Annotated in this window: 14 protein-coding genes; 8 read left to right on the top strand and 6 right to left on the bottom strand. The window is 45.5% G+C overall.

Features of this window, described 5'->3' with window-relative positions; all coding sequences use genetic code 11:
- Window position 1: 1 nt before the first annotated feature.
- The 6 genes from hsdR (at window position 2) to B5F54_RS00055 (ending at window position 7,885) form a co-directional block, all read left to right on the top strand.
- Window positions 2-2,344 (top strand): EcoAI/FtnUII family type I restriction enzme subunit R, encoded by a 2,343-nt coding sequence (gene hsdR / locus B5F54_RS00080; RefSeq protein WP_087228770.1) that lies wholly within the window; start codon window positions 2-4, stop codon window positions 2,342-2,344.
- Window positions 2,345-2,857 carry a hypothetical protein gene (locus tag B5F54_RS00075; RefSeq protein ID WP_207651936.1) on the top strand — a complete coding sequence of 171 codons (513 nt, stop codon included), beginning with the start codon at window positions 2,345-2,347 and terminating at the stop codon, window positions 2,855-2,857.
- An 18-nt stretch (window positions 2,858-2,875) separates the two neighbouring features.
- Window positions 2,876-4,396 carry a class I SAM-dependent DNA methyltransferase gene (locus tag B5F54_RS00070; protein ID WP_087228768.1) on the top strand — a complete coding sequence of 507 codons (1,521 nt, stop codon included), beginning with the start codon at window positions 2,876-2,878 and terminating at the stop codon, window positions 4,394-4,396.
- Complete coding sequence (locus B5F54_RS00065; protein ID WP_087228765.1) at window positions 4,393-5,748, top strand: restriction endonuclease subunit S; 1,356 nt, start codon at window positions 4,393-4,395, stop codon at window positions 5,746-5,748. The genes B5F54_RS00070 and B5F54_RS00065 overlap by 4 nt, the downstream gene beginning before the upstream one ends.
- 6 nt (window positions 5,749-5,754) lie before the next feature.
- Window positions 5,755-6,903: a hypothetical protein gene (locus B5F54_RS00060; protein WP_087228762.1), complete on the top strand. Its 1,149-nt coding sequence runs from the start codon at window positions 5,755-5,757 to the stop codon at window positions 6,901-6,903.
- Window positions 6,904-6,976: 73 nt separating this feature from the next.
- Window positions 6,977-7,885, top strand: a complete 909-nt coding sequence (locus tag B5F54_RS00055) for a haloacid dehalogenase-like hydrolase (protein ID WP_087228760.1) — start codon at window positions 6,977-6,979, stop codon at window positions 7,883-7,885.
- Window positions 7,886-8,241: 356 nt separating this feature from the next.
- Here B5F54_RS00055 and B5F54_RS17950 read toward each other — a convergent pair whose 3' ends face one another.
- From B5F54_RS17950 to B5F54_RS00025, 5 genes are read right to left on the bottom strand one after another with little or no spacing between them, the layout of a single operon-like run.
- On the bottom strand, window positions 8,242-9,768 hold the full coding sequence (locus B5F54_RS17950; RefSeq protein WP_087228757.1) for a TIR domain-containing protein: 1,527 nt from the start codon (window positions 9,766-9,768) through the stop codon (window positions 8,242-8,244).
- Window positions 9,765-10,388 (bottom strand): deoxynucleoside kinase, encoded by a 624-nt coding sequence (locus B5F54_RS00040; protein ID WP_172749469.1) that lies wholly within the window; start codon window positions 10,386-10,388, stop codon window positions 9,765-9,767. The genes B5F54_RS17950 and B5F54_RS00040 overlap by 4 nt, the downstream gene beginning before the upstream one ends.
- Window positions 10,369-10,860, bottom strand: coding sequence for a nucleoside 2-deoxyribosyltransferase (locus tag B5F54_RS00035; RefSeq protein WP_087228752.1), 492 nt, complete (start codon window positions 10,858-10,860; stop codon window positions 10,369-10,371). Before B5F54_RS00035 ends, B5F54_RS00040 begins: the two co-directional genes overlap by 20 nt.
- Window positions 10,853-11,416 carry a hypothetical protein gene (locus B5F54_RS00030; RefSeq protein ID WP_087228749.1) on the bottom strand — a complete coding sequence of 188 codons (564 nt, stop codon included), beginning with the start codon at window positions 11,414-11,416 and terminating at the stop codon, window positions 10,853-10,855. The genes B5F54_RS00035 and B5F54_RS00030 overlap by 8 nt, the downstream gene beginning before the upstream one ends.
- A 21-nt stretch (window positions 11,417-11,437) precedes the next feature.
- Window positions 11,438-11,749 carry a hypothetical protein gene (locus B5F54_RS00025; protein WP_087228746.1) on the bottom strand — a complete coding sequence of 104 codons (312 nt, stop codon included), beginning with the start codon at window positions 11,747-11,749 and terminating at the stop codon, window positions 11,438-11,440.
- Window positions 11,750-12,939: 1,190 nt separating this feature from the next.
- On the opposite strand from B5F54_RS00025, the gene B5F54_RS00015 reads away from it, so the two are divergent.
- Window positions 12,940-14,160, top strand: coding sequence for a ParB/RepB/Spo0J family partition protein (locus B5F54_RS00015; RefSeq protein ID WP_442856096.1), 1,221 nt, complete (start codon window positions 12,940-12,942; stop codon window positions 14,158-14,160).
- On the opposite strand, the gene B5F54_RS00010 is transcribed toward B5F54_RS00015, so the two are convergent.
- A complete protein-coding gene (locus B5F54_RS00010) occupies window positions 14,129-14,569 on the bottom strand; it encodes a hypothetical protein (protein ID WP_442856095.1) in 441 nt (146 codons plus the stop codon). The genes B5F54_RS00015 and B5F54_RS00010 overlap by 32 nt on opposite strands.
- 283 nt (window positions 14,570-14,852) lie before the next feature.
- Between B5F54_RS00010 and B5F54_RS00005 the strand changes: the two genes are divergently transcribed.
- Window positions 14,853-16,076 carry an IS110 family transposase gene (locus B5F54_RS00005; RefSeq protein WP_087185407.1) on the top strand — a complete coding sequence of 408 codons (1,224 nt, stop codon included), beginning with the start codon at window positions 14,853-14,855 and terminating at the stop codon, window positions 16,074-16,076.
- The last annotated feature ends 206 nt before the right edge of the window (window positions 16,077-16,282 follow it).

The following is a 16,282-nucleotide window of genomic DNA, read 5'->3' as shown; positions in this document are numbered from 1 at the left end:
TATGAGTCCCGTTTTACCCAAACATCAAATGAGTGAAGAAGATATTAAGCTTCAGTATATTACTCCGTCCATTACCTCCAAGTGGAGCCGGGATAAAATTACCATGGAAACCCGCATCACAGACGGGAAAATCAACTTAAAAGGTAATTTTGTGTTTCGTGAAAAGCCAAAGCGAGCGGACTATATCCTCTACCTCAATGCGAACAATCCCATTGCCGTTGTGGAAGCCAAAGACAACACTCACAGTGTTTCTCACGGGTTACAGCAGGCAATGACCTATGCCAAGATGCTGGATGTGCCCTTTGCGTACAGTTCTAACGGTGACGGCTTTGCTGAACATGATTTTCTTACTGGACAGGAACGGGAATTTGGCCTGGATGAATTCCCAACAGAACAGGAACTTGTTGCCCGATATAAGCAGGAATCCGGCTTGACACCTCAGCAAGAAACATTACAGGAGCAGCCCTACTATACCAGCCAGAACACCTACCCACCGCGCTATTACCAGCGCAACGCCATCAACCGTACGGTGGATGCTATCGCCCGGGGGCAGCAGCGGCTTCTTCTGGTCATGGCCACCGGCACGGGCAAGACCTACACCGCCTTCCAGATCGTGTACCGGCTGCTGCAAAGCGGCATGAAGCGAAAGATTCTGTATCTGGCGGACCGGAACATTCTGGTGGACCAGTCCATCCAGCAGGACTTTGCCCCGCTGGAGAAGGTCACCCACAAAATCAACGTGGCGAAGGACGACAAAAGCACCATCACGTCCCACGAGGTTTACTTCTCGCTGTATCAGCAGCTGGTGGGCGATGATGACCAGGAACATTTCAGCGAGCTGTTTACCCCGGACTTCTTCGACCTGATTATCGTGGACGAGTGTCACCGAGGTTCTGCCAAGGAAGAGAGCCGCTGGCGCAGGATTCTGGAATATTTCCAGTCGGCAACCCAGATCGGTATGACCGCCACCCCCAAGGAAACCAAGTACATCTCCAACCTCAGTTATTTCGGGGAGCCAATCTATACTTATAGCCTGAAAGAAGGCATTGAGGATGGCTTCCTCGCACCCTTCAAGGTCATCAATGTAATGACCGACATTGGTGAGGGCTGGCGGCCGCACAAGGGTCAGCGGGACATCAACGGCGAGGAGATTCTCGACCGGATCTACACCAACAGCGATTACGACTACAACATCATCATTGAGGATCGCATCCGGCAGGTGGCTGAGGAGATTACCCAGTATCTGAAAAGCACCGACCGCATGGCCAAGACCATCGTGTTCTGTGCCACCGAGGACGCCGCCCTGCGCATGCGGGACGAGCTGGCAAAGCTCAACGCGGATATGATGAAGGAGAACCCCGACTATGTGGTGCGCATTACCGGCGGAGATGAATACGGTAAGGGAAAGCTGAAATATTTCATCTCGGTTTCGTCGCCCTATCCGGTGATTGCCACCACCTCCAAATTGCTGTCCACCGGGGCGGACTGCAAAATGACCAAGCTGATCGTGCTGGACGAAATGATCGGCTCCATGACTGAGTTCAAGCAGATCATCGGCCGCGGCACCCGGCTGCGAGAAAAAGAGGGCAAGACCCATTTTGTAGTCATGGATTTCCGCAATGTGACTCGCCTGTTTGCCGACCCGGAGTGGGACGGCCCCATTGAAATCAACGAGGGCTTTGTGCCGGGAGCGAAGCCCTCCGACCCCAAGGACCCGCCGGAAAAAGGCGGCATAGACGACCAGGACCCGCCGCCGGAGCCGAGGAAAAAGCCCATTGTGGACCGGAACGGCTGCCAGGTGCAGATCATCCACAAAACTGTGTCGGTATACGACGCAAACGGCAAACTGCTACGCCAGGAGAGTATTGTGGACTACACCAAGGAAAACATCCGGGGCGAATATGCGTCGCTGGATAACTTTATCCGGCAGTGGTCGGCACAGGAGAAGAAGGAGCAGATCCGCGATTTTCTCCACGAGCGGGGCATCGACCTGGAGCTGCTGAAGACGGAGCAGAACATGTCGGACGTGGATGACTTCGACTTCATCTGCCATGTGGCCTTTGACAAAAAGCCCCTCACCCGCAAAGAGCGGGCCAACAACGTAAAAAAGCGGGACTTCTTCAGTAAGTACAGCGGCGCGGCCCGCGAGGTGCTGGAGGCCTTGCTGGACAAGTACATGAACACCGGCATCTATGAGATTGAAAAAACCGAAATTTTGAAGCTGGACCCCTTCATCCGGCTTGGCAAGCCCGCAAAGATTGCCTCGTATTTCGGCGGCAAACAGGGTTACCTGAAAGCAGTGGAGGAACTGGAACAGGCGATTTATACGGACGAGGTAGTGTAAATGGGAAAGATGACTTCATGGCATGTGGGCGTGGCCGCAGAAGCGTTTGTTGCCGCGCAGTTCGCAAGAATGCGATATGATGTGTCGGTTCAATACGGGGCCAATCAGCCGGAATACGATCTGATCGCCGTTTCGGGGGATAAAATGCTGAAAATCTCGGTAAAGGGCAGCCAGGACGGCGGCTGGGGTCTGACCCAGAGCTACAAAAAGGGCTGCGATTACCATGAGGCTATTCAAAAATGGCTGGACGGTCACCACAAAAAGACGATCTTCTGCCTGGTACAGTTTCAGGGAACCTCGGATGCAGAATTGCCGCGCATGTATCTGGCTTCGCCCACCGAGATTGCTCAGGTGCTGAACGCTTCTGCCGGTGGCCGGGGCGAGACCATTCTGTATGAGTACCACAAATGGGGACCGCGCGCCGCGGGCAGCGGCACTATCGACCGTATCCCGGAGGAATGGCGGTTCACTGAGGAACGGGCACAGTTTATGTTTGAATATTACGGACAGTAAGAAGAGAAAGGTATTTTCATGAGCAATTTAACAGGATTTGTAAAACGGCTGCGCGATATCATGCGCAACGATGCGGGCATTAACGGTGACGCACAGCGTATTGAGCAGATTGCGTGGATGCTGTTTTTGAAGGTGTACGACGCAAAGGAGCAGGACTGGGAATTTGAGGACGAGGAATATCAATCCATCATCCCTGAGAAATGCCGCTGGCGGAATTGGGCTCATGATGATAAATCCGGCGCCGCCCTCACCGGTGAGAAGCTGCTGAATTTCGTCAATAATACGCTGTTCCCAGTGTTGAAAGGCAATGACACAAAGGACGCTGACGGCAAAACCTTGACTCCCGGAATTAAGGTTGATTCCACTACCCCTATCAGCAAAGCCATTGTGCAGACCACCTTTGCCGATGCTAATCAGTACATGAAGGACGGCGTGCTGCTGCGGCAAGTGCTCAATGTCATTGACGAGCTGGATCTCAGTGACTATGAGGAGAGCCATGCCTTCGGTGAGATTTACGAGACCATTCTGAAAGAGCTGCAAAGCGCCGGTTCTGCTGGTGAGTTCTATACGCCCCGTGCTGTCACCGACTTTATGGCCCAGGTCGTCAAACCCCAGATTGGCGAGACCATGGCCGACTTTGCCTGCGGCACCGGTGGTTTTATCATCAGCTGGCTCAATCAGCTGCAAAAGCGCATCAAGAGCACCGCAGATGCGGATAAGTACAGCAACTCCATCTACGGTATCGAAAAAAAGCAGTTTCCCTATATGCTGTGCATTACTAATCTGTTGCTGCACGGGCTGGATGTCCCCCGCGTTTACCACGACAATTCCCTGACGCGAGATGTGCTGGACTATACCGAGGACGACCAGTTCGATGTGGTGCTGATGAATCCTCCCTATGGCGGCAGCGAAAAGGCCGATGTGAAAAATCACTTCCCAGACGACCTTGCCAGCAGTGAGACCGCTGACCTGTTCATGTCGGTCATCATGTACCGACTGAAGCGCAATGGTCGGGCAGCGGTGATCCTGCCCGATGGCTTCCTGTTCGGCACCGACAACGCCAAGGTGAACATCAAGAAGAAACTGCTGCGAGAGTTTAACCTGCACACCATTATCCGTCTGCCAAGCAGTGTGTTCTCGCCCTATACCTCCATCACCACCAACATTCTGTTCTTTGACAATACTCACCCTACCGAGGAAACCTGGTTTTACCGGCTGGACATGCCGGAGGGCTACAAGCATTTCTCCAAGACAAAGCCCATGAAACTGGAGCACTTCCAGCCGGTGCTGGACTGGTGGCACGACCGGCAGGGGATCGCCGAGGACGGCTTCGACAAGGCGAAGAGGTTCACCGCTCAGCAGCTCACCGAAGAGCTGGGTTACAATCTCGACCAATGCGGTTATCCTCACGAGGAGGAGGAGATTCTGGCCCCCATGGACCTGATTCACCGGTACGAGGAGCAGCGAGCGTCGCTGAATGCGGAAATTGACCGGGTGCTCAGTAAAATCACCTCTTCGCTGGGAGGGAACGCAGAATGACCCCACAGGAACTAAAAAATAGCATTTTGCAACTTGCCATTCAGGGTAAGTTGGTGGAACCTAATATCAGGGATTTTCCGGTAGATTTGTCTGCAATCAAGCAGAAAAAAACTGATGAATATGAATTTGAACTTCCGGATAATTGGAGATTGGCGCATCTTGAAAGTATTACAAAAAATATCCCATCCAAAAAATACCAGATTCTTGAATCTCAGGTATTAGCAGATGGTAGATTTCCGGTTATAAGTCAATCGAAAGCATATTCAATTGGGTTTAGTAATGAAGCTGACAAAGTATATCATCATGATAGACCAGTTATTATTTTCGGTGATCACACAAGCGAAGTAAAATTTGTGGAATTTGATTTTGTTGTTGGAGCGGACGGTGTTAAAATTTTCGAGCCGATTGATGATATTATAGTTGGTAAATTTCTCTTTTATATATTTCAATTCTATTCAAGGGATTTAAGCAAAATTGGTGGATATAGTCGGCATTATAAATATATTAAAAATAAGCCATTCCCGCTCCCACCCCTTGCCGAGCAAAAGCGCATTGTTGCCAAAATCGAGGAACTACTGCCCTATATCGACCACTATGAACAGGCATGGAGCAAGCTGGAACAGTTCAACAGCCGTTTCCCGGAGGATATGAAAAAATCCCTCTTGCAGTACGCCATTCAGGGCAAGCTGGTGGAACAGCGTCCCGAAGAAGGTACCGCAGAGGAACTCTTTGCCCAGATTCAAGAGGAAAAACAGCGGCTGATTGCGGAAAAGAAGATCAAAAAGGAAAAGCCCCTGCCCGAAATCACCGATGATGAAAAGCCATTTGATATTCCAGAGAGTTGGAAGTGGGTAAGGCTGCAACAAATTGGAGAATTAAGTCGAGGACGATCTCAAAAACGACCAAGAAATGATCCAAATTTGTTTATAAATGGAACATTTCCATTTATTCAAACTGGAGACGTTGCTAGAGCTAATGGTCATATTTCTTGTTGGTCAACCATGTATAATCAAGAAGGTGTCGCGCAAAGTAGAATCTGGCCAGCGGGTACAGTTTGCCTTACTATTGCAGCAAATATCGGTGATGTTGCAATTTTAGACTTTGACTCTTGTTTTCCAGATAGTGTAGTGGGGTTTAATGCCTATAAGCCTATTATGTCGAATGAGTTTTTTATGTACGGACTAATGTGCTATAAAACAATTCTTGATAAACTGTCTCGTTCAACAGCACAAAAAAACATTAATATAGAAATACTGTCTCAAATAGCATTCCCCCTCCCACCCCTTGCCGAGCAAAAACGCATTGTAGAAAAACTGGAACAGCTGCTGCCGCTGTGTGAGCGGCTGAAGTGAGGAAATATGATAAAAGGGTTTATTGATTATAGAGAAAGTAAAATCCCGTTTGTCATTGAAAATTACCGAATGGAGTTGTTTACAGACAATGACCTCCTCAGTGACTTTTCAAAGGAGCATAATTTTAAGAAAAATTATATTCTCCACGGGCAGTATTTCGGTGTAGGAAGCCAAGGTCAAGCGGCCACTTTTTTTGTGGAGCGTTCGATGGGCAGTACCTGCTATTTGCGCTGCTATATTATCAATACAATAGCCTCAAAAGGCAACTACGATACCATAGGTTTCCAATCACCATTTCTTGATGATGTGTTCCGGTACAAATATAAATACCTGGATATGGTTAGAGAGGGTATCAACTTGGCACTGGAACCCAAGGTTGTACATACGATTCCGTTTGTTATGAATGGTATCCGTTATGAACTGAAGTATCGCATCGGACAAGATTCTCGTTTGGGGCTTCTTGAGGACTTTGATAAAAAAGGAGAGCTTCTTCTCCAGATACAGACAGATGATATACAAGAACTCCACGATATTTCGACGGTTTTGTATCGGCTCACAATGTTTATGCTGTCTACATCAGAAGTGCCGTTTCAGCAGATCACACTATATAAAAATGGTCTAAAAGCAGGATGGTTTTATTGCCCTATGGTTTCAGAAGAAGCGGTATCTTGTAGTGATGGATTTTTTTATCAGTTTGATGCCATGAAATATGTTCCTCGCATCCTAAATAACATAGCGAAAGATTCTGGAAGCAGAATTACCAAAAGTATACCGTTAGGCCACTTAGGAACTTCCGATACATTGTTTTCTCCACAACGCTTTTTACAACAGGTCATGTCATTTGAATATCTGTTTGATAAACTAGAGCCAGATAAGGCAGCAGATAGGAAGTTCCCCTTAAAAGCTGAATTACAATATATGTTTGATGAATTTCCGCAGTTGTTGTCAAATCCCAATCTATCCTCAGGCAAGATTAGTGAGAGGATCAAGGAAACGAGACATCAGATCACTCATGGACATGCCTATTATTATGATTTCAAAAGTGATCCTGAACTCCAATATTTGATTATCATTCTTGATAAGTTGATTAGGAACATGAGCTTATGGTGGGCTGGATTTACAAAAGAAGAAATTCAAGAATACCCCATTTTGTAAGTTGGAAATGTCCATCGTTAAACGTGAAATGGTTGCGGCTATTTAGGTAGACTAGGAAGGAGAATGCATACACATGGCTAATATCATTGCCGTAATTTGGGACTGTGACAAAACCCTTGTAGATGGCTATATGCAAGACCCGATTTTTGAAGAATACGGTATCGACCCAACAGAGTTTTGGAAAGAAGTAAATGCCAAGCCAAAAGAATATGAAAAGGCTGGCATTCGTGTTAACAAAGATACATACTATTTGAATCACTTCATCAAATGCGCGCACAACGGCACCTTGAAGGGATTAAATAACAAAAAACTGCGTGCATATGGCGAGAAGCAAAAGTTTTATAAGGGTATCCCTGAAATATTTGAAAAAACCAAGCAAATGTTCCGAGATGATAAAACCTATTCCGAGTACGGCATCCAGGTAGAGCATTACATCGTCAGCACAGGATTTGCAGAAATTATTCGCGGCTCCAAGCTAATGCCTTTTGTTGATGGTATCTGGGGATGTGAGCTCCTGGAGACCCCTGATGCAGAAGGGAATCTAGTTATTGGTGAGATCCTTTATACAATCGACAATACCACAAAAACCAGAGCCATTTTCGAAATTAACAAAGGTATTGGAAAAATCGAAGGTATTGAGGTGAACTCTAAAATCCCGCAGGAAAATCGTCGAGTGCATTTTGAGAATATGATTTATATTGCCGATGGTCCCAGCGATATTCCGGCTTTCTCTGTGGTGAAAAGAAACGGTGGAGCCACCTTTGCCATCTATCCCAAAGGGGATTGGAAGGCTATGCGGCAAGTAGAGCAGATGCGCGAAGATGGACGTGTGGATATGTATGCAGAAGCGGACTATTCTGAGGGAACTACCGCATATATGTGGATCACAAATAAAATCCAGAAAATAGCTGACAGAATTCGTGATACAGAGAAAGCTAAAATTACGAGCTCTGCTTCCGGGGTTCCCCGTCATCTTGTCTGATGTGATTCCTACTATATGTATAAAAACCAGAGGGTCAAGGCACATCGTACCTTGACCCTCTGGTTCTGTTTTGACATCACAGCCACACTCTTACGGCAAAGCCGCCTTTGAAAAAGTAGGTGTTCGTGTAATGTCCATCTGGTGGAGCATAGCGGGATCGAACCGCTGACCTCTACACTGCCAGTGTAGCGCTCTCCTGAACCTATCGGTTACATACCCCCGCAACCGGGCATTGGAGATATGGTTCAATACGTAAAATCTGGTTCATACCGAATCCCAGAGTTCGTTTTAGTAATCTAGAGCATGTCTTGTGGAATATATGATATTCTGTATGACTTTTCCAGTATCTTCTTTTGTTATCCCTGTAACCAGTTGGCTTTTATTCCTGCGGCATCCATTTCTTTTTTGAGTTGATCTTTCCAATTGGATTCAAATGAAACATATACAACTCCTGAAAGATCACCGGGCAATTCTACACCGGCTTCATGTAATGCAACAACATTTTCTCTCCCTAATTTTGCGCAGAAAAAGCCATGTTCAAAAACAACATTTTGACGTGCTCTATCAGAAAGTTCTACTTTGCCCTTCTCACGCCCTTCATCACATGCGGTATAAAGAATAATCGCAAAAGAAACATCCGAATAAGCTTCAAACTTATCAATAATTGTTTTCCCTTTACTGGGTTCATTGCAAAGGATGATAGGCTCTAATCCAACTCTACGTATAAATAGCTCTACTTGGTTCCGCTTTTCGGTATCATGCCCGTGAACAATAAACACTTTTTGCTTTGGTGTAAGCATACCGATTCCTCCATAAGAATAGCTTGTAAAAAGACTTTTTTTGTGTTGCCAAGTATCAAAGACTCTATTAATCTGCTCTTTCAAAAAATTAGTGTTTTGAAAGCGGCTTACTATTGAGGGAAAGATGAAAAATGTTTTTCTTCGATTTGTTTTAGCTGCACCAACTAGTTCCTTAAAAACATGCAAAACATCGATACTACTTTGATAATGATTACATATTTCCCAATACATATCGACGAGCCTATCATATTCTTCGTCATGAATGAAATTAACTATAGTTTCAGGATAAGCGTCCAACAAAATATGTTTAATGCCCATTAAATCTAATATGTTTGAAAATAATCGAAAATCGTAGTAGCACGATTCAATAGGGATTAAGTAGTTTTCATTAAGCGGTTTGGGAGGTGCATTAGACAATATACTTGCATTATACTCACTAATGTACGCTTTAAGATACTCATGCTGTATGGCTTGGTTTACAAATCGCGATAATCCTAAAAACGAGCTTTTAGATTCAGCCAGAACCGCTTCCAAAGTAACAGATTCGCCGCGTTCCTTAAGTAACATGGGAATCGGGCGTAACCGTTCGGCAGCCCAGGGGTCTCTTTCTACAATCGGCTTCCAAATTGCAGATTTATCAGATAAAACAATCCACTGTGTAGCTATTGTGATTCCCATTGTGGAGTTTCTGTGAATGAGCAAATTCTGATATTTACTTAAAAAAGCCCAATGATCCTCATTATAAAACCCTAAGTGATTATCTTTCACTCGCTCATATTCTGATATCTTTTTCGCAATGTATTGATCAATGCTAATTTCTCTAAGTGGGAGATAAACTAGATGTTCGTCCAAATAGAGTGAACATTCAAAAACTGCTTGAAATGCAATATTAGATTGAACAATAAATGCTGGCGGCAAAAGACAATACTGGGAAGTTAATAAGATCGCAGCATTTATACTTTGTCTTAGTTGTAAAATGAGCCTACTGGTATAATCCCTTAGTGCATTCGGATCTTTCGGTACAGTAGCATAAGTCTTCCAATTATCCGGGCTTAAAAAATCTAGAAAAATATTTTTTTTCATTTTCTGCTTATCGCATTTTTAATAATTTTTGCAATTTCAGAAGAAGAAATAATTGAATCTGTATTTAATGAAACCACTTTTTGCGGATTCAAAGACATTATCCATCGATCGTAGTAACCGTTAAGTTTTTTAATATACTCTATCGTAATATCTTGCTCAAATGAACGATTGCGTTTCTTAATGCGCTCCATAGAGTTTTCGGGAGAACAGTTCACATAAAGGAAAAGATCAATAGGCGGAGCAAACTTTACAATACTATTATAAAGCATTTTGTAAACATCAAATTCTTTGTCCGACATATTTCCTTTATCATAGTGAAGCTGTGCAAAAGTAATCAATTCATCTAAACAACGATCCATTAATACAACTTTTGCCTCTAGATTATTCTGTATATTTAAATAATTGTTGGCAATCATTGCCATTGTCGAAATTCTACTATGAAAGGCCCATTTTTTCATATCTTCGTAAAAGTCAGGCAAAAAGATATTCTGACTCACATCTTCTTCAATCGAAAGACAGTTATCTAAATTTTTCGACAAATCTTTTAGTATAGTGCTTTTTCCGACTGCTATACCGCCAACAATTGCTATGCGAAATGCTTTATTTTGCACATCGCTCACCTCGAACTTCAACCAATTTTTCTATAAGCTTGTCCTCATCGGTATATACACCCAAGGATAATTTGAGACCTCCGACGACAAATTGATTCAGGTACATTGTTTGATTATCAATACCAGGTTTACTAACATCTGGTGGAGTTTGCAAACGAATATCAGTGGCTAGGCCAATGCAACCCCAATAAAACTGTTTGTCCACTTTTTTCGACAAACAGTTCATGTATCCAGCTTCCCACATCGTACCAGAATCTTCAGCAATTTGACAGACAAATATATTCGAACTCTCGAGCTCAGTTATATCAGCTAAATGAATTTTTTCAGAAGTTATATCGGTTCTTGTTTTATCATTTATAGAATCGTTTTCATTTGGACAATATACTTGAAAGCCGTGTTCTCTTAGTTTTTGGGCTAAACGTAAGTTATTCATCACATCAGCATATGTAAACATAGGTCCACCAAGGTAAATCTTAGGCATTTTCACAACACAACACCCCTTCTTTTTTAAAAACTCCCATAATAAAATGTAAAAAATCTGAAGACAAGTTTTCAAGTGGTTGATTATTTAAATAGTAATAATCGTAGTTATAATCCTCAACATTGTCATCAGAGTAATTACCATATTGTATTTCAGATTGGTTGTTTACTTTTGTCCTAATTAAAAGAGTTATACATTTAGACTTCACTCTTCTCTTAAAATCATCTATCTGATCATTTTCACGTATATGAACAAACAGAATATCTATGTCACTTTCCATAAATTTATAATACTCTTCTTCTAAATATTTGTTGGGAAGACCATTATAATTTATAAATGCACGTTTTAAATCGGACAAAAATTTCCTGGATTTTTTATCTTTCTCTCCATTCCAGCCAAATTCTCGTGCAATTTTTTTAATAGGGGTAATGGCTGAAACGGTTTCTGATTTAAAAAAGTTTGCAGTAATATCGCAGACAGTATCTTTTCCAGCTCCACCTTTTCCATTAATAATTACCACGACTTTTTCATTAAGACGAATATATGGCGTTTTCATGACTTTCTCCCAGTATACAGATTACACTTCATATACCAATTTACGGAAATCAGAAAACATTTTTAGTAGGTCTCCCTTACCAATGCCGTATTGCATATAAAGCGATTTCGCTATTTTATCGAACTGTACATTATCATAAAAATCTAAATTCTCATGGGTATAGAAAAAATATAACAAATCCAATACACACTCATCAGATATTGAGTCGTTATTGCTATAACGACTCGCCCATGATCTAGCAGATTCCCAATAGCGTATGTCAGGGGAGAAAATATCATTGCTCATTTGCTCGGTCTTTATTTTCTCTAAAAGATCAATAAAATAATTATTCATAAATATTACTCCTCGTGCATCCAATGTTAACAATATCCAAATCGATTTGAAATATATAGAAAATGTGTACGCGTTTGTTCTTACCTATACATCTAAATATAATTGTCAATATTCACACTTTATAGAACTACTGTCTACACTATTATGTTTTGATTAGTATTTGTCTTCCACCTAAATAAAACAACTAAAAGTACATATCAATATTACCATAAGTCCATTCAAAATTCTAGATTGCTAAAGCAATTTCATCGATGCATTAACTAGTATAGTCATCTCGAACAATGTCTTCATTTGTTGGTAGCACTAACATGAAGAGCTGTGCTTGAAACCATTCTAATTTCTCCCCCACAAAGTTATTTAAAACTTTAACTTCTTGTTATCTTTGACCATTTATCTATTTGGCATCATCAGCCATAATTCGGCCAACTAGGCAATTCCTAACTAATATCGCTATTTTCTGACGGCAATCACCCCTTCTGTCTTGTCTACGCAAAATTTCAGGAACATATCGTCAATTGCTAAGTTTCTTGCTTCCGCGTGTTTAAGCTTTCGTTATTGTTTCCATCGTCCAAAGAAACACCGCAATCGATGTCTGTAATTTTCTGATCGACTTGCTTTTCCCGATTATAGTAATCTCCTTCTATGAACAGGAACATGATATTATATATCATAGCATTCTCTGGTTTTTTCTTCAACCAATTCCTTCCGAATGCCCTTGCGTTCCAGCCGTTCTTTAAAGTGTTCATGGTTATTCCGCTTAATGAGCCACCTAAAACACTCTTCACATGTTTTCTACTGGGCAACTCCCATAACACGATAAATTTTATGTTTTGTTCTGTTTGTTTTCTTGCTGTTGCGCCTTCTCCATAGAATATCTTTATAAATTAGGCCGAGCAAAGGAAATCGGCAACGACACCCGACAACAAACCTTAAAAACCTTCAACCCAATATCTTGCCACCACTCCTTGTTGTTTAACTTTTCTTGCAAAATTTTGATTCTTACAACGACGTGTATAAAGGGGACATAACAGAAAGCCTAATAATCGACTGCCAATCTTACACAAAATCCCGCCCAAACGAGACTACGGGCGGTATTTTTGTATCTTGGCGGAGAAAGGAGGAACTTCCCACGGGGCTTGACTGAAAAGTTGAGTCCTTTTTTTACGCCCAAAAACAGGAGGTAAATGCTTATGGCAGATGATAAAACCACGAAAATGCCGGAGCAGCCGGTAACGGATACCGGGCCGGGCAAGGAAACTCCGCCCGAGCAGGAGAAAACGCCTACTCCCCCGGAGGCCGAAAAAAAGACGGAACAGCAGGCAAAGAGCCCGCAGGTGTCCGTCTATGACTTCGCTGAAATTATGAAAGGAAAGAAAGCCGAGGAACGGGCGGCAGCTTCCGGCGGGGAAAAGCCTGCCCCGGCAAAAACGGAGAAACCGGAAAAGCAGCCGGAGGCTCCGAAAAAGTCCGAAGGAAAACAGGAAAAGCCCAAAGAGCCCGAGCAGCCGAAGCGCCGGGGCCGTCCCCCGAAAGAGGATAAGGACAAGACCGCCGCTCCGAAGCCCAAAGCCCCCGCACAGAAAAAGCAGGAAAAGGCACCCAAAGAGAAACCGGAGAAAAAAGCGGCTCCCACGGTGCAGGCCGCTCCCGCTCCGAAGGAACCCGAGGGACCGAAGGAGGCTCCCCGCCGTGGCGAGGAACAGATCGTATATATCAAGCTGAACGAGCTCCACGCCTTCAAAAACCATCCCTTTGAGGTCCGGGACGATGAAGAAATGCGGGCTATGGTGTCCAGCGTCAAGGACAAGGGCGTTACCCAGCCTGCTATCGTCCGTCCCCGTGAGGATGGCGGCTATGAAATCGTGTCCGGCCACCGCCGCCAGAAGGCCAGCGAGCTTGCCGGATATGCGGATATGCCCTGTATCGTCCGCAACCTGACGGACGATGAAGCCATCACGCAGATGGTTGAGGACAATCTGAACCAGCGTGAAGAAATTCTCCCCAGCGAGCGGGCCAAAGCTCTGAAAATGCAGCTTGAGGCCATCAAGCACCAGGGCTCACGCACTTCGGGACAGATTGACCCGAAGGACGCAGGAAAACGCTCCAACGAGATCGTGGCCGAGCGGAACAAGATGGCCGTCAAGCAGGTGCAGCGGTATATCCGGCTGAATGAGCTGGTCCCCGACCTGATGAAGCTGATGGACGAGAAAAAGCTGGGCTTCACTACGGCGGTGGAGCTTTCCTACATCGGCAAGAAAAACCAGAACTATATCGCCGTCGCCATCGACAGCCAGCAGTCCTCGCCTTCGCAGGCGCAGGCAAAGCGTATGCGGGAGCTGGACGAAAAGAAGCTGCTCAACGGGGATGTGATCGACGGCATTATGCGGGGTTGTTCATCCAGCGGGGAATGAGTTTCGGTTCCGGCACCGCCTGATATTCCAGCGGCACATCCCCACGGAGGTTTTCGTGGTCCCGTTCCCGGCGCTCCCGGTTCCGGTCCAGCTTGTTCCATTCCTCCACCACGGCCCGGAAATCCTTTTCGGTGCGTGCGGCTTCCTCCAGCCGCCGTATGGCCTCGGCCCGCAGCTCCCGTTTCAGTCGCTTTTCGCTGACCGGGGCGGCTTCTTCTTCCTCGGTTTCCAGTTCGGCATCATAATCGACGGGATGCTCGTCCTGCTCCAGCTCATTTTCCAGCTCGGCCAGACGTTCTTCCGCAAGCGCCTGTTCCAGCGTTTCTTCCGCCCCTGCGCCTGTCCCATCGTCCCATCCGGTGAAGCCACCCTCGGTATCCAGAAGCTCGTCATCAGACAGATACGCCATGACCCCACCTCCTACAATAAAGTTACGGTTCAAGGCGCGGCAGCCAGCCGCGTCTTTTTCCATCTCAAAGCCGAAGCTGTTAGAATGGGAGAGCAAATTGCCTGACATAGCTCACCTTGGGCCGACACGCCCGTAAATGAGTCCGTCAGCCGCCTCTCTCATTCGCAGCATTCGATTTGCGCAGGTTGTACCACCGATTTGCGGTGCGTTCGCGTCACCCAGGAGATTGAACAGGCGATGAGTAAACGGCGGAAAGCCATATCCAATCAGAAGGAGGAGCAAAATGAACGCAGTAGGGATCGACATTTCCAAAGGGAAAAGCACGGTGGCTGCCCTGCGGCCAATGGGTGAAGTGGCATTTCTGCCACAGGAATTTCTCCATACCGAAGTTGGTTTGGAGCAGATGGCTGGCGCCATCGTCGCATTGGGCGAAGATACCCGCGTCATCATGGAATCCACAGGCCGTTACCACGAACCGGTAGCGGCAGCACTACATGAGTACGGGATCTACGTCTGCGTCCTGAATCCGCTGCTCATCAAGCAGAGCGGCGGCGGCTCCATCCGCAAGGTCAAGACCGACAAGGCTGACGCTCTGAAGATTGCAAAGTATGGCCTTGACAACTGGGTGGATCTGCGGGAATATACTCCCATGGATACGATTAGACAACAACTGAAGCTGTGCAGCCGCCAATACAATCTCTACATGAAAACAGTGGTGTCGCTGCAAAACAATCTCATTTCGCTGACCGACAAGACCTTTCCCGGTGTAAACGAGCTTTTCTCCAGCCCAGAGCGTGCTGACGGCCACCAGAAATGGGTGGATTTTGTCATGACCTTCTGGCATTGCGATTGCATCTGCCGTGCCAGCGAAAAGGCGTTTACAGAACGTTACCAGAAGTGGTGCAAACGCAAGGGATACCATTTCAGTGCAGAGAAGGCGCTGGACATTTACGCCGGAAGCTGTGGCCATTTTACGACACTGCCGAAAAACGAGAACACAAAGCTGCTCATTGTCACGGCTGCTCAACAACTTCTGGCGGGAAAGACCACGCTGGCCACTCTGCGGGCGGAAATGACGCGGCTTGCATCCCAACTTCCAGAATACGAAACCGTGTGCGCCATGTACGGCGTTGGGAAAATAACTGCCGCGCAGCTTATGGCCGAAATTGGAGATGTGCGCCGTTTCCCGCGCCGCAGCTCCATCGTGGGCTTTGCAGGTGTTGATCCCGGCGTGGATGAATCCGGCAAGCACAGCGCAAAGAGCGTTCCCACCACAAAGCGAGGCTCACCACATTTGCGTAAAACACTCTACCAAATCATCTGCACATACCTGAAAAAGTCTCCAGCGGATGAGCCGGTGTACCAGTTCCTTGATAAGAAACGCGCAGAGGGCAAGCCCTACTTTGTCTACATGACTGCCGCTCAGAACAAGTTCCTGCGCATCTACTACGCCCGCGTGAAAGAATGCCTGGAGGCCTTTGATACAGAACCTGCTAAGCAATCGTAATCTTTAACAACCGAATTTCTTTCCGGCTGGCGAGATGCTTTCTCTCCGGTCTGGTTTGTTGTACCTTTTTTAGCCTCGCAAAATTTGCGGGACTTTTTTTATTTCATCTATTGACTTTTGTTTGCAGGACTCTTTTAAAAAAATATTTTGCGATTTTTCAAAAATGGTTCCGTTTTGCATCCCGGATTTCTCCTATTAGTGAAAGA

Origin of the sequence: Anaeromassilibacillus sp. An250, from assembly GCF_002159845.1 — a bacterium.
GTDB classification, from domain to species: domain Bacteria; phylum Bacillota; class Clostridia; order Oscillospirales; family Acutalibacteraceae; genus Anaeromassilibacillus; species Anaeromassilibacillus stercoravium.
Note: the sequence above shows the minus strand (reverse complement) of the source record. Positions and strands in the feature narration are given on the sequence as shown.

Coding starts and splice junctions, on each gene's coding strand:
- hsdR (WP_087228770.1), top strand. CDS start 2: ATGAGTCCCGTTTTACCCAAACATCAAATGAGTGAAGAAGATATTAAG.
- B5F54_RS00075 (WP_207651936.1), top strand. CDS start 2,345: ATGGGAAAGATGACTTCATGGCATGTGGGCGTGGCCGCAGAAGCGTTT.
- B5F54_RS00070 (WP_087228768.1), top strand. CDS start 2,876: ATGAGCAATTTAACAGGATTTGTAAAACGGCTGCGCGATATCATGCGC.
- B5F54_RS00065 (WP_087228765.1), top strand. CDS start 4,393: ATGACCCCACAGGAACTAAAAAATAGCATTTTGCAACTTGCCATTCAG.
- B5F54_RS00060 (WP_087228762.1), top strand. CDS start 5,755: ATGATAAAAGGGTTTATTGATTATAGAGAAAGTAAAATCCCGTTTGTC.
- B5F54_RS00055 (WP_087228760.1), top strand. CDS start 6,977: ATGGCTAATATCATTGCCGTAATTTGGGACTGTGACAAAACCCTTGTA.
- B5F54_RS17950 (WP_087228757.1), bottom strand. CDS start 9,768: ATGAAAAAAAATATTTTTCTAGATTTTTTAAGCCCGGATAATTGGAAG.
- B5F54_RS00035 (WP_087228752.1), bottom strand. CDS start 10,860: ATGCCTAAGATTTACCTTGGTGGACCTATGTTTACATATGCTGATGTG.
- B5F54_RS00030 (WP_087228749.1), bottom strand. CDS start 11,416: ATGAAAACGCCATATATTCGTCTTAATGAAAAAGTCGTGGTAATTATT.
- B5F54_RS00025 (WP_087228746.1), bottom strand. CDS start 11,749: ATGAATAATTATTTTATTGATCTTTTAGAGAAAATAAAGACCGAGCAA.
- B5F54_RS00015 (WP_442856096.1), top strand. CDS start 12,940: ATGGCAGATGATAAAACCACGAAAATGCCGGAGCAGCCGGTAACGGAT.
- B5F54_RS00010 (WP_442856095.1), bottom strand. CDS start 14,569: ATGGCGTATCTGTCTGATGACGAGCTTCTGGATACCGAGGGTGGCTTC.
- B5F54_RS00005 (WP_087185407.1), top strand. CDS start 14,853: ATGAACGCAGTAGGGATCGACATTTCCAAAGGGAAAAGCACGGTGGCT.